The sequence below is a fragment of the Sphingomonas sp. genome, assembly GCF_040398505.1.
Taxonomy (GTDB): domain Bacteria; phylum Pseudomonadota; class Alphaproteobacteria; order Sphingomonadales; family Sphingomonadaceae; genus Sphingomonas.
The window spans coordinates 1-11,971 of sequence record NZ_JBBATX010000083.1; the positions used below are offsets into that span (position 1 = coordinate 1).

At 64.0% G+C, this 11,971-nt stretch carries 12 protein-coding genes and 1 pseudogene; 5 read left to right on the forward strand and 8 right to left on the reverse strand.

Going from position 1 to position 11,971, the window contains the following annotated elements:
* From ABWP09_RS10660 to smpB, 4 genes and pseudogenes are all read right to left on the reverse strand, one after another.
* A pseudogene (locus ABWP09_RS10660) lies at window positions 1-238 on the reverse strand (M13 family peptidase); the annotation flags it as partial.
* A 40-nt stretch (window positions 239-278) separates the two neighbouring features.
* Complete coding sequence (locus ABWP09_RS10665; protein ID WP_353205123.1) at window positions 279-2,348, reverse strand: M13 family metallopeptidase; 2,070 nt, start codon at window positions 2,346-2,348, stop codon at window positions 279-281.
* A gap of 58 nt (window positions 2,349-2,406) precedes the next feature.
* Window positions 2,407-3,012, reverse strand: a complete 606-nt coding sequence (locus tag ABWP09_RS10670; RefSeq protein WP_353205124.1) for a DUF2062 domain-containing protein — start codon at window positions 3,010-3,012, stop codon at window positions 2,407-2,409.
* The gene (gene smpB / locus ABWP09_RS10675; protein WP_353205125.1) at window positions 3,005-3,487 is read right to left on the reverse strand and encodes an SsrA-binding protein SmpB; all 483 of its coding nucleotides are present in this window, start codon (window positions 3,485-3,487) and stop codon (window positions 3,005-3,007) included. Before smpB ends, ABWP09_RS10670 begins: the two co-directional genes overlap by 8 nt.
* Window positions 3,488-3,632: 145 nt before the next feature.
* Between smpB and ABWP09_RS10680 the strand changes: the two genes are divergently transcribed.
* On the forward strand, window positions 3,633-4,049 hold the full coding sequence (locus ABWP09_RS10680) for an acyl-CoA thioesterase (RefSeq protein ID WP_353205126.1): 417 nt from the start codon (window positions 3,633-3,635) through the stop codon (window positions 4,047-4,049).
* Window positions 4,050-4,072: 23 nt separating this feature from the next.
* Here ABWP09_RS10680 and ABWP09_RS10685 read toward each other — a convergent pair whose 3' ends face one another.
* The 3 genes from ABWP09_RS10685 to dapA are packed head-to-tail and all read right to left on the reverse strand — an operon-like array spanning window position 4,073 to window position 7,060.
* A complete protein-coding gene (locus ABWP09_RS10685) occupies window positions 4,073-5,182 on the reverse strand; it encodes an aspartyl/asparaginyl beta-hydroxylase domain-containing protein (protein WP_353205127.1) in 1,110 nt (369 codons plus the stop codon).
* Window positions 5,183-5,240: 58 nt separating this feature from the next.
* Window positions 5,241-6,158 (reverse strand): DUF808 domain-containing protein, encoded by a 918-nt coding sequence (locus ABWP09_RS10690; RefSeq protein WP_353205128.1) that lies wholly within the window; start codon window positions 6,156-6,158, stop codon window positions 5,241-5,243.
* Window positions 6,159-6,187: 29 nt separating this feature from the next.
* Window positions 6,188-7,060 carry a 4-hydroxy-tetrahydrodipicolinate synthase gene (gene dapA, locus ABWP09_RS10695; protein ID WP_353205129.1) on the reverse strand — a complete coding sequence of 291 codons (873 nt, stop codon included), beginning with the start codon at window positions 7,058-7,060 and terminating at the stop codon, window positions 6,188-6,190.
* An 88-nt stretch (window positions 7,061-7,148) separates the two neighbouring features.
* Between dapA and ABWP09_RS10700 the strand changes: the two genes are divergently transcribed.
* The 3 genes from ABWP09_RS10700 to ABWP09_RS10710 are packed head-to-tail and all read left to right on the forward strand — an operon-like array spanning window position 7,149 to window position 10,069.
* A complete protein-coding gene (locus ABWP09_RS10700) occupies window positions 7,149-9,152 on the forward strand; it encodes a lytic transglycosylase domain-containing protein (RefSeq protein WP_353205130.1) in 2,004 nt (667 codons plus the stop codon).
* Window positions 9,153-9,166: 14 nt separating this feature from the next.
* On the forward strand, window positions 9,167-9,658 hold the full coding sequence (locus tag ABWP09_RS10705) for a GreA/GreB family elongation factor (RefSeq protein WP_353205131.1): 492 nt from the start codon (window positions 9,167-9,169) through the stop codon (window positions 9,656-9,658).
* A 51-nt stretch (window positions 9,659-9,709) separates the two neighbouring features.
* Window positions 9,710-10,069, forward strand: a complete 360-nt coding sequence (locus ABWP09_RS10710) for an acylphosphatase (protein ID WP_353205132.1) — start codon at window positions 9,710-9,712, stop codon at window positions 10,067-10,069.
* On the opposite strand, the gene ABWP09_RS10715 is transcribed toward ABWP09_RS10710, so the two are convergent.
* Window positions 10,066-10,956 (reverse strand): hypothetical protein, encoded by an 891-nt coding sequence (locus ABWP09_RS10715; RefSeq protein WP_353205133.1) that lies wholly within the window; start codon window positions 10,954-10,956, stop codon window positions 10,066-10,068. The genes ABWP09_RS10710 and ABWP09_RS10715 overlap by 4 nt on opposite strands.
* A 93-nt stretch (window positions 10,957-11,049) precedes the next feature.
* Between ABWP09_RS10715 and ABWP09_RS10720 the strand changes: the two genes are divergently transcribed.
* On the forward strand, window positions 11,050-11,619 hold the full coding sequence (locus ABWP09_RS10720) for a Uma2 family endonuclease (RefSeq protein ID WP_353205134.1): 570 nt from the start codon (window positions 11,050-11,052) through the stop codon (window positions 11,617-11,619).
* The last annotated feature ends 352 nt before the right edge of the window (window positions 11,620-11,971 follow it).

Consider the following 11,971-nt stretch of genomic DNA (forward strand, 5'->3'; position numbering starts at 1 on the left):
CGGCGGGGATTTCGGTCTTCGCTTCCCACGCGCCGCCCGCATATTTTACGAAATCGTCGCCGGGCTTGACCGCTTTGTCCATGCCATTTGTGTCGAGACCAAAGCTGCCGATAAAGGGCTTCGCGGCAGGCGCGACCTTCGCCGTTGGCTTGGGTGCGGTCTTGGCCAGACCTGCGCCCGCGATAGCGGTGGCGAGTGCGCCGGCCGAAGCCAGGGCGACGAGGTAGGAACGCTTCATCGGATATGTCCTGATCAGAGAGAATGGAGGCGTGGCGGCGTCACCAGACGCGAACGCGATCACCCGGTGCCAGATACATCTTGTCGCCCGGTTGTGCCTTGAACGCTGCATACCACGCGTCGACATTGCGGACCTCGGCGGTGCGATACTGGCCGGGCGAATGGGGATCGCTCAGCAATTGTGAGCGAAGTGCTGGTTCGCGGAACTTGCTCCGCCACACTTGCGCATAGCCGAGATAGAAGCGCTGATCGCCCGTCATCCCGCCGATCACCGGTGCCGGCTTGCCGCCGAGCGAACGGTGATACGCGTCATAGGCGACCGCGAGCCCTGCCAGATCGGCCATATTCTCTCCCAGTGTCAGGCCACCCTGAATATGCTGCCCGGGAATGGGCTCATACGCGTCATACTGCTTGACGAGCTTGTCGGTCAGCGCGGTGAAGCGCTTGACGTCCTCGGCCGTCCACCATTCGGTCAGCTTGCCGGTCTTGTCATATTTGCGGCCCTGATCGTCGAAATGATGGCTCAGTTCGTGGCCGATCACGACCCCGATCCCGCCATAGTTGATCGCCGGATCGGCCTTGGCATCGAAGAACGGCGCTTGCAGGATCGCCGCCGGGAAGACGATCTCGTTCAGCACCGGATTGGCATAGGCGTTGATCGTCATGGGCGTCATGCCCCATTCGGTGCGGTCGATCGGCTTGTCGAGCTTGTGCAGATTGCGCAGATATTCGAACTCGTTCGCCGCGGCGACATTGCCGACGAGATCGCCGCGCGTGATCTTCACGCTGCTATAGTCCCGCCACACCGAGGGGTAGCCGATCTTGGGGGTGAAGGCGGCAAGTTTCTCGTGCGCCTTGACCTTGGTGTCGGGCGCCATCCATTCGAGCTTGTCGAGCCGCACGCTCATCGCCGCGATGATGTTCTTGACGAGCTGATCGATCGCCGCCTTCGATTCCGGCGGGAAGTAGCGCGCGACATAGACCTTGCCGATTTCCTCGCCCAGCGCGCCGCTGGTCGCGGCGACACCGCGCTTCCAGCGCAGCTGCTGTTGCGGCGTGCCGCTCAGCACAGTGCCGGTAAAGGCGAAGTTCGCATCGACGACCGGCTTTGCCAGATAATTGGCGTAAGCGCGCAGCACGCGCAGCTTCATATAATCTTGCAGCACCGCCAGCGGCGCATCGGCGAAGACCTTGGCTTCGCCGGCGATCGCGCTCGGCTGGCCGACCAGATAATACGGCCGCCCGGCCATGCCGTTCTGCGCGACATAGGCCGCCCACGGAAAGCCGGGTGCCTTGGTCTCGATATCGGCGAAGGTCAGCTTGTTATAGCGCTTGTCGGCATCGCGCGATTCGATGCGCGTCCAGTGCACCGTCGCGATCGCCTTTTCGAAATCGAAGATCGCAGCCGCCCGCGCGGTCGCATCGGGCGTACCGACGAAGCCGAGCATCGTCGCAAGATACGCCTTATACTTCTCGCGCGTGTCGGCGAGCTTGGCGTCGTCCTTCAGATAATAATCGCGGTCCGGCAAGCCAAGCCCGCCCTGGCCGAGATTGACGACATAGGTTTGCGGATCCTTGCTGTCCTGCCCGACGCCCATGCCGAAGATGCCGCCGATCCCGTAGCGGGCGAGCTTGGCCATCTCCACTGCGAGTTCGGTCTTGTCCTTGGCACCGTCGATCTGCGCGAGCCACGGCTTGATCGGATCGACGCCCTTCGCGTCGATCGCAGCCTCGTCCATAAAGGTTGCGTAGAAATCGCCAATCTTGCTGCCCGGAGCCTTCGCCGCCTCATCGAGGATCGCGCGGGTTTGTTCGTTCGACACATCCTGCAGCACGTTGAACATGCCCCAGGTTGCGCGGTCGGCGGGAATTTCGGTGGTCTTGGACCAGGTCCCGCCCGAGAAGGCGGCGAAATCGTCGCCCGGCTTAACGCTGCGGTCCATGCCGGCGACATCGAAGCCGAAGCTGCCGATCTTGGGGCCGACCTTGGTTTTGCCCGCTACCATCTTGTTCGCTGCTGCGGACTTCGCCTTGGGGGCCGGTTTGGCATAACTGGCGCCGACCAAAGCGGCGGAAGCGAGCAACGAAACGGCGATCAGCGAACGGCGCATGCGGTAATCCTTCTTGAAGAGGAGATTGCCGCGTGTTGTACCCAGACCATACGCCTAGTCAATTCGCCTGATTCGGCCCTAATCGATGTGCCCGGGCGCGCCATTTTCGCGCCACGCGGAGCCGCCAGAATATGCCGCTGACCACGAAGCCGATTGCTGCCAATCCGAGCGCGAGTGCGATCACTCCGACGATCGTGGCGGGCCCGCCCTGCGCCACCAGCCAGTGCAGCAACGTCGCATTCGCGGTCACATTGGCAGCGAGCGGCGCGCCGAAATAGGGGGCGAAATGCAAGATCCAGTGCCCGATCAGGAACGCGGCGTAATAGAGCGGCACCGTCGTAAATGGATTGTGCAGCAGCGTGGTCGCGACCGCGACCGGCACGTTGGCGCGCACCGGCAGCGCCGAAACGGCGGCGACGGGCGCATGCACGAACGGAAACAGGATGCCGGTGAACAGCCCGAGCGCAACACCGCGTGGCACCGACCGGCGATTGAAACGCCACAGCGACGGCACCAGAATGCGCCCCGCGATCGGGCGCAGATAGCGATTCGCCGCGATCCGTTCGCGCGTCGGGATGTGGTGATGGAGCCGCGCGAACGCCCACGCGCGCAACCCCGGCCTGAAGCACAAAGTGACGCCCGAATTGATGGGGGTCTCAGCCACGGTCGCGCATCAACCGACCCTGTTCGCGCTTCCAGTCGCGCTCCTTGGTCGCTTCGCGCTTGTCATGCGCCTTCTTGCCCTTGGCGAGCGCGAGTTCGACCTTGGCGCGGCCCTTGGAATTGAAATAGATCATCAACGGCACCAGCGTCATGCCGTCGCGCGCAACCGCGCCGTACATCTTGTTGATTTCGCGCTCTTTCAACAGCAGCTTGCGCGCGCGCTTGGGCTCATGGTTGAAGCGGTTGCCATGGCTGAATTCGGGCACGTTGGAATTGATCAGCCAGACTTGCCCGTCTTTCACCTCGGCATAGCTCTCGGCGATCGACCCCGTTCCCGATCGCAGCGACTTCACTTCGGTGCCGACCAACGCGATGCCCGCCTCATAGACGGTATCAATCGCATAATCGTAGCGTGCGCGCCGGTTCTCGGCGACGATCTTGGTTTTTTCGAAGATGGGAGGTTTTGGGCGAGCCATAAGAGCGGCGATGTAGGCGCTGCTGCGCGCAAGCGAAAGCCGTCTGCGTAATTTACCGGATATAGCATGTGCGCGCTCACCGCTTATCTATGTCCTGGGGCGATTGTCTGCTCGCGCCATCGCCCGTTCCGGTGTAGGATGTGTCATGTCCGATCTTGCTGCCCCCAAATTCGCGTCTCACATCTTTCAGGTCGCGATCGACGCGGCGGACATCGATTTTATGGGGCACGTCAACAACGCCTCCTATCTCAAATGGGTGCAGGACGCGGTGGTGAGCCACTGGCAGCGCTTTGCGCCGGCCGAAGCGATCGCGAGCCATGCCTGGGTCGCGTTGAAGCATGAAATCACCTATCGCAAGCCGACCTTCCTCGACGATGAAGTGATCGCCACGGTCCTGCTCGAAAAGGTTCAGGGCGCGCGCGCTTTCTACGAAACAATCATCAAGCGCGGTGAAGAAGTGCTGGCCGAGGTGAAATCGAGCTGGTGCTGTCTCGACGCGACGACGCTGCGACCGGCACGCTTGGCACAAGGCGTCATCGACAAGTTCTTCGCCAAGGATTGAGGCGGGCAAGCGCCGCCAATGCGTCAGCCGCGGTCTACGTCGCCCATGTCGTACAAATCGATCGCTTCGAATATCTGCGTCAAATGTTCGCGCTCGTCGAGCGAGAGTTCAGGTCGCCAGATTTCGAAAAGTAAAACTACGCGCGTCGAGGCCCCGTCATTCCACGCCTCATGCTCGAACGAGTCATCGAAAATCAGGGTTTCCCCCTCGCGCGGTACGCGGGTTTCGCCGCCAACGCGTAGGCGGCATCCCGATGGGACGATCAACGGCACGTGGCAGATCAGTCGGGTATTGAGCAGCCCATGGTGCGGCCGAATGTGCGTCCCCGCCCGCAACAGCGAAAACAAGGCCATCGGCGAGCGCCCGATGATCCGCGGCAGCGGCAACTTGGCCAGCGCTGCCATCGTGGCCGGGCACTGCTCGGCATTCCCGGCAACGGGCAGACCTTCCTGCAGCAAGTAGAACGCGCCCCAACTCGGATCGTTGAACAACGGGTTTGCCGGAATCGGGCGGTTGGGAGATCCCGTCACATAAGGGGCAAAGGGGACATCGTCGTTCAAAACGGCGGCGAGTTCGCGCTGCATATCGGGCACGGCGGCTTCCAACGCCGGAATCCAGTCGAATTCCGCACGCTCGAAGAAGGCGCGCTGCGGAAGGCCTGGGAAATACAGCATCGAGGGCTGCTGCAGATAAAGTTCGGTCTTACCAAGCAGCAGATCGATTGTCTCGCGTACCCGGCGCGTCGCACCGCGATCCGCGACTGCCGCGATCAGATGCTCCCCGAACCGCCGATTGGTTTCGCCAAGAAACTGCTCGCCTCGACGCAGCCCCGCCAGGATCGCTTCCGGGAAGGTCATGCCCGGCGTCGCGGCCGCCGCGAGCGCGGTGCGGTAATAGGCGACTGCCCCGCGATCATCCGCAGTACGAACATTGGCTTCCGCCATCATCAGCAACGCCGCGATGTTTCTCGAATCGTACGACAGGACTTTCGAGAGGTTGGCCTTTTCGCCGTCGGCATCGCCGCTTCCGCGACACGCTTGCGCCATCGCGAACAACACCTCGGACGAGACATCGCCTCCATCGATCGCACGTTGCAGAAGATCGCGCGCTGCGGTGAGGTTTCCACGACGCAAAGCCAAGACCCCTTCTGCGGCTAAGCTGTTTACGGATGGGCCGGTCAACATGCTGTCCTCAATGCTTTTCGCCAGGTTTCAAATGGAGCAAGCCTGCCACGGTCGCGCCCGCTGCGAGCCCGACCAGCGCACCGCCAAGGGCACCGACCGCCCATTCGACCACGCCGACGCCGCGACCCACGCCAATCGCCAGATCGTGGATCACATGTTCCGGTGCGGCAAAGCCGAATTGGGCGAAGCCGTGAATCAGGATTCCGCCGCCGACCCACAGCATCGCGCCGGTACCGATCGCCGACAAGGCCTGCAACAGCACGGGCATCGCCGCCACCAGTCCGCGGCCGAACCCAGCGGCGGCCCCGCCCGATCGCGCGAGATGTAGCCCGATATCGTCCATCTTCACGATCAGCCCGACGACGCCGTACACCCCGATCGTAACCGCCGCGCCGACCAGCGCCAATACCCCGGCCTGGGTGAGGAGCGGCGAACCGGTCAGCTCGTTCAGCGTGATGACCATGATCTCGGCCGAGAGGATCAGATCGGTGCGGATCGCCCCGCCGACCTGTCGTGCTTCGAGCGCGGCCAAGTCTCCAATCGCAGCGACCTCGGCGATGACGTGTTTGCCCTGCACCGCCTTTAGGATCTTTTCGGCTCCTTCGAAGCTGAGATACAGGCCGCCCAGCATCAGGATCGGCGTCAGCGCCCAGGGCGCGAAGGCGCTGAGCAGCAGCGCGACCGGCAGGATGAAGAGCAGCTTGTTGCGCAGCGAGCCGAGCGTGATCTTCCAGATGATCGGCAGCTCGCGCGCGGGCGACAAGCCAACGACATAGCCGGGCGTGACGGCGGCATCGTCGATCACCACCCCCAGCGTCTTGGTGCCGGCCTTGCCCGCGGCGGCGGCGACATCATCCACCGACGCCGCCGCCAGCCGCGCGAGCGCCGCAATATCGTCCAATAAGGCTACCAGTCCGCCCGGCATGTCCCGCTCCTCTGCTGTTCGGGCTTTGGCTAGAGCGCGGCCATCGCGGAATCCACCGCCGCACGGCTCCCCGCGCTCGGCCACATCATCGGCAAACGCAACGCTTCCGGGAAGCCCGGTCGCACCCGCGTCACCGCATATTTCACCGGCCCCGGCGACGCATCGGTGAACAGCGCCAGGTGCAGCGCAAACAGCCGGTCGTGCAGCGCCAGCGCGCCGGCATAATCGCCGCCCGCGCACGCCGCCTGAAATTCGGCGCACAGCCGTGGCGCGACATTTGCGGTGACCGAGATGCACCCGACCCCGCCCATCGCATTGAAGGCCAGCGCAGTCTCGTCATTACCCGAAAGCTGGCAAAACCCTGCCCCGGCCCCGGCGCGCTGACCGGAGACGCGCTGGAGCTGCCCGGTTGCGTCCTTGATCCCGACCACGCTCGGGAGTTCCTGCGCGATCCGCGCGACGGTTTCGACCGCAATGTCGGTGACGGTGCGGCCGGGCACGTTGTAAAGGACAATCGGCAAGTCGCACGATCCGGCGACTGCCTCGAAATGGCGGAAAATGCCCTCCTGGTTGGGCCGGTTGTAATAGGGCGGCACCATCAGCGCGGCATCGGCCCCCGCCGCCTTGGCCGCGGCGATGTTGTGGATCGCGACGCGTGTGTCGTTCGATCCGGCGCCGGCGATAACGGGCACGCGGCCTTTGGTCTGATCGACGCACACCGCAACGATGTAAAAATGCTCCTCAGCGCTTAGCGTCGCCGCCTCGCCCGTGGTGCCGACGGGAACCAGCGCCGATGACCCTTCGGCGATCTGCCACTCGATGAAATCGCGATAAACGCGCTCGTCGAAACGGCCGTCAGCGGCAAACGGCGTGACGAGCGCCGGGATCGATCCCGAAAACATGGTTGATGTGCTCCTGAGGGACGGAATTCCGTCGCATTTTTCGAATAAGATGCGCGACAAATACGGACGGGAGGCATAGTCTGTCCACATGATTGCATCTTTGATCAAATCGGGGTTGCTGCTGGCGGGGATTTCGACCCTCGCCGTGTCCTCTGGCGCCAGCTCAGACGCGGCGCAGGATCAGCTTGGCTGGGGCCGCGCGACGCAAGTTTTGACGGGCACGACGGCAAGCAACGCCGCGCTCGCCTCGGCGATCGTGGAATGGAAAGCGCTCTCGGCCGGGCCGGGCTATGGGTTTGACAGTTACGCGCGTTTTCTGCTCGCGCATCCCGGCTGGCCGGGCGAACTGGCGCTGCGGCGTGCGGCGGAAAAATCGCTCGATACGGCGGGCTGGTCGCCATCGAGCGCCGTCAGCTTCTTCCGCCGCTTCCCGGCGCTGACAAGTGCGGGCAAGACGCGCTTTGCCGAAGCGCTGGCGGCGATCGGTGCGCATGACGAGGCCATTGCCGCCGCGCGCGCCGCCTGGGTATCGGGCGCGCTGTCGGCGGCGGATGAAGCGAAGATCGCGACGAGCTTTGCCGCCGCACTGTCCCCGGCCGATCAGGATGCGCGGATGGATATGCTGTTGTGGCAAGGTGCGACCGCCGCCGCCCAGCGCCAACTCGGCCTGACCAGCCTATCGCGACAGCCGGTGTTCGCCGCCCGGCTCGCCTTCAAGACCAATGCGCCCGACGCGTCCGATCGCGCGGTGACGACACAAGCGCTCGGTATGGCCGACCCCGGCTGGCTGGCCGACCGGGCGAGCTGGTTCCGCAACAATGGCGCGTCGATGAGCGCGCGCAGCACGCTGGCACAACGCCCGGCCTTGGCGACAGCGCCCGCCTCCCCCGGCCAATGGTTCGAGGTGCTGTGGGCCAACGCCAACGCCGCTGCGCATGACGGCCAGGCGACGCTCGCCTACGACATCGCACGACAGGTCGGCGATGCCTATCCGACCGGCACCGACGTGTCGGCGCGCCCCTATGGCGAGCGCGACGACTATACCAATTTGACCTGGCTCGCCGGGCAAACCGCGCTCAAGCAATTGGGGCGGCCAGCCGAGGCGGTGACGCCGTTCCTGCGCTATGCGACGGGGTCAAAAGCCCCGGCGATTCAAGCCAAGGGCCTGTATTGGGCAGCACGCGCGGCCGAGGCCGCCGGGCGGCGCGACGAGGCAAATGGCTATTACACGCGCGCCGCCGGGTTCCGCGACGTGTTCTACGGGCAATTGGCGAGCGAGCGGCTCGGCCAACCTTTGACAGCGCCCGGCGATCCGATCCTGCGCTCGGTCGACCCAGCCGTCCGCGCCGCCTTCTACGCACGCGAAACCGTGCGCGCGGCGCAATATCTCGGCACGACCGGTGCCTGGGAAGACCAGACCGCTTTCGTCCGCCAAATCGCGATCGACGCTAAGAGCGACAGCGACCATGTCCTTGCGACCGAACTCTCGCGCACGCTCGGGCGGCCCGACCTCGGCGTGATGGTCGGCCGCAGCGCGCTGCAGAATGGGCTGAGCGACTATTCGACGATCGGCTTCCCCAATGTCCGCGTCCCCGCGGCGAGCGAGGATGACTGGACAATGATCCACGCGATCGCCCGCCAGGAAAGCCAGTTCGATCGCGCCGCGATCAGCCATGCCGGCGCCCGCGGGCTGATGCAGTTGATGCCGGGCACCGCGCGCGAGCAATCGACCAAGCTCGGCCTGTCCTACGACGCATCGGCGCTGACCAGCGATACCGATTACAATATCGTGGTCGGCTCGGCCTATTTCCGCCGGATCTACGGCCTGTTCGGTAGCTATCCGCTCGCGGTCGCGGCGTATAATGCCGGCCCGGGCAATGTGAATAAATGGCTGCGCGCCAATGGCGACCCGCGGATGCCCGGCGTCGACATGGTCGACTGGATCGAGGCGATCCCGATCTACGAAACGCGCAATTACGTGCAGCGCGTGCTCGAAAATGCGGTGGTCTACGATCTGATGAACCCGCAGCGCTCGCGCTCTTCGGGCGCGAACCGGATCAGCTGGTATCTGGGCAAGCGGACGGCGGGCTGAGCGTACTGCCTGCGATGGACGACCGGCCAAACTACATCACCCCCGCTGGCTATGCCGTGCTGAGCGCGGAGTATCGCCAGTTGCTCGGCGAGGAGCGGCCCAAGCTGGTCGATGTCATTTCCTGGGCGGCCGGGAACGGCGACCGCTCGGAAAATGGCGATTATATCTACGGCCGCAAACGGCTGCGTGAGATCGACCGGCGGCTTGGCTTTCTTGCGCGGCGGATGAAGGCGGCAAAAGTGATCGATCCCGCCGCCCAGCCCGACCGCAGCCGCGTGTGGTTCGGCGCGACCGTCACAATCGCCGACGTCGATGATATGGGGGACGATGCCGAACGGATCCTGACGCTGGTCGGCGACGATGAGACCGATGCGACGGCGGGTCGGATCGGCTGGAACGCGCCGATCGCGCGGGCGCTGCGCGGCGCTGCAATTGGCGATGTGCGGCGCGTAACGCTTCCGGCGGGGGAGCGGACATATGAAGTGATCGCGATCGCTTATCCGTGAGACGTGCTGGATAAGCGACGGAAACTGCGCGATTTGCGGTGGACGTCGGATATGCCGCGCCACGTTCTGGTTCCGACGGTGCTATACCCGGTATCGTCGCGCGGGTCTCGCGTCGCGGCGGGTAAAGGGCGGATGATGATGATGCAGCGCGTGTTTGTCAGCGGGAAGGTCCAAAAGACCGGGTATCGCGACTGGGTCGTGCGCAAGGCGACCGAACTCGGCGTGGTCGGGTGGGTCCGCAACCTCAAGGATGGGCGCGTCGAACTTTTGGTCTCAGGCGACGACGAAGCGACGACCGCGCTGATCGATGCCTGCCGCGATGGGCCGCCGCTTGCGCGCGTCGACCATGTCGAGGCGCGCGCCGATACCGAACGCTTGCCCAAGGGGTTTACCAAGCGCTTCACCGCCTAGCAGCGAGCATAGCTTGCCAGTACCGCAGCGAGGCGGAGCTTCACCGCATCAGGCGGCAATTTGGCCATCTCTTCGAGCGTTAGGGTCGCACCGATCCGCTCTGCCAGCATGGCGCCGACGAGATAGCCAAAGCGCGGGGGAAACTTCCCCCGCTTCCCCGATCCGAGGAACAGGGCGGCGTAATCCCGGTCGCGCGTCGAATCGAGCCGTTTGCGCACGAAGCACATCGCTTGCGGGATGCGCCCGGCAAGTTCGGCGCGGATCGGCCGCGGCTCGGTGAGCTCGAGCTGCCGGTCGTTGGCACCGGGATTCATCCGTGCCGCCACATGCACCGCCAGCCCTTCCTGCCACAGCGAACACCAGATTGCCGCGCAATCGGGGAAGAAACGCGCGTGGTAGATGTGGAACAGCTCGTGATCGAGGAACGGGCCGATCGTCGTGTCGTCATGGATTTTCGCGATCACGTCGGCCCCGAACAGCATCGCCGGCTTGCCCCCGATCATCCGGGTGCCGCCGTCCATCTGACCGAACGACTGGATCAGATAGACGGGCATCGTGAGCGTGTAATCGGCGAAGGTCTGGCGGAAACGCTCCTGCGCCGCGGTGAAAGCCGGGCCGAAACTGGCGGTGGTGCGCGTAAAGGCTGCGCGGTTGTCCGGAAAGGCCAACAGTGCCGCCGCGATCTGCGCATCGAGCGCGGCTTGCGTTGCGGGCGTGGCGCGGCGGTAGAAGCCCGGAAGCAGCGGGTCGAACTGGGCGTGAAAATGGGCGATGCGCCGGGGTTCGGCTTGTGTGGCAGTCGTTTCTGCAAAAAGTGCGAAGATGGTGGCCTGATCGATTATCGCCCCTGCCACGCTTTGCTGGGCAATGACTGGTGGTGAAGCCACGACTGCCAGCAACATTACAACCACGACGCGCAGGGCAGGCCACTCCCGTGGCGAGGATTTGATGTGCCTCATCCCTCGTGATAATCTCCGCACATGACCTTGCAAGAGCGCATTGGGCACCGGGATCGCATCAAGCTGCGGGTCGAAGACTATGCCACGCTCGACCAAAGCGGAGCCTTCGCCCCGTACATCGCCACCGAGCTGATCGATGGCATGGTCTATGCGATGAGTCCGCAATATCGACCGCACGGGTTCGTGAAGGACGAACTCGCCTACCGCCTTCGCCGAGCGCTTGAGGCTAACGACAGTTCCCTCCATGTCGCAACCGAGCAATCGATCGAGATCGCGCCGTATAACGAACCGCAACCGGACATCATCGTGACCAGCCAGCCGCGTGGAACGGGGGCGATACCAGCGAGCTCGATCACGCTGCTTGTCGAAGTCTCCGTTACCACGCTGGAATTTGACACGGTCGACAAGGCCGCACTCTACGCCGCCACGGCTATTCCCGAATATTGGGTGGTCGATGTGGACGGCCGGGTGGTCCACCAGATGTGGGGACCGGTAGGCGAGCGCTATGCGGAACAGCGCACGGTTGGTTTCGGCGAGCGGATTGCGGCGGAGACCATCGTCGGGCTCGCAATCGATACCGAATCGTTGTGATCGATCACGTCACGTTCGGGGTTTCGCATTTCGCGCAATCGTGCGCATTTGATGACGCTGCCTTCGCACCGCTCGGGATCTCGTGGCTTATCAACGTTCGGGATCGGGCAGACGTCGCAGGCTATGGCGACGATCGGCCATGGTTCTGGATCGTCGATGAAGATCCCGCGCACGGGAAAGTACATCTAACCTTGACCGCACGATCACGCCTGATGGTCGACGCATTTCATGCGGCCGCGTGCGCGGCAGGCGGGCGCGACAATGGCGCGCCCGGACTCCGCCCGCAATACGACACCAATTACTATGGTGCCTTCGTGCTCGATCCCGATGGCAACAATATCGAAGCCGTTTG